We start from the raw sequence: 1,006 nt of genomic DNA on the forward strand, positions 1-1,006 counted from the left end.
TACACCTACTCGTCGACTCTACGGGTTTAAAATTTTTAGGTGAAGGCGAATGGAAGCGTAAAAAACATCAGCCTGAATACCGTCGGCAATGGCGTAAACTGCATATTGGTATAGATGCTGAAACACTGCAAATACGGGCTATTCAGCTCACCACAAACAATGTCAGTGATTCACAAGTGCTGGGGGATTTACTACAGCAGATTCCTGAAAATGAGCGAATTGACTCGATCTATACAGATGGGGCTTACGACACAAAATACTGCCGACAAGTGATTGCCGATCGGCAGGCTTATACAGGAACATGCAATTTTATGTTTGATATAGTCTATTTAACATAAGATATATTATGCGAAATTAATTTGTTAGAACCCATTCAAAATGTCTATATTCTCACGTCACGCGACAGATAAGTTGACATTTGCGACACATGTAATGTCATTAAAAAAATTAAACACTCCATGCACTTAACATGTCTTCTTAAAAAATATACAGGCTAAAGCAACAGAACTTTGATAATTTCTTTTGAGTTTGTCATATCGAGTAGCTAATCCTCTAATTTGCTTTTTTTTGCCAGTGTTGATCTGTCGGCATGGTACGAGGCATAGCGAATAGTGAAATTAGGTTTGGCAATTTGATTTTATTACTTCGCTATTCTAAAGATAAAAGTTTCAACACACCCTAATCATACCTATTGTCTAAAATTAAAAAAAAGAAACAAAATATTTCAAAATGGCTTTGTTGCACAAAGCTATTCTTGAAGGCTTCTTCAGCAATATAATTTCCAGATGAAGAAGCCTACACCTAAAATCTATCGTACAACCAATTGGTCCTCGTATAACCAAGCTTTAATCAAGCGAGGAAATATTTCAATCTGGTTTGATCCTAAGACGCAATGGTATGCACAACCACAAGGCAAGCACGGACGAAATCAAACTTATTCCGATACAGCGATTCAATGCTGTTTAATGATCAAATCTCTATTCCGTCTTTCTTTACGTATGGTTAC

1 protein-coding gene and 1 pseudogene are annotated in these 1,006 nt (G+C 36.7%); both read left to right on the plus strand.

Annotated elements, in window-relative coordinates; translation table 11 throughout:
- Nucleotides 1–293, plus strand: a pseudogene (locus B9T38_RS16495) (transposase); the annotation flags it as partial.
- A gap of 492 nt (nt 294–785) precedes the next feature.
- Nucleotides 786–1,006, plus strand: a 221-nt coding sequence (locus B9T38_RS16500) for a transposase (protein ID WP_171263267.1), incomplete at its 3' end; no start/stop codon positions are given.

The organism is Acinetobacter sp. ANC 4218 (assembly GCF_002135245.1).
GTDB lineage: Bacteria > Pseudomonadota > Gammaproteobacteria > Pseudomonadales > Moraxellaceae > Acinetobacter.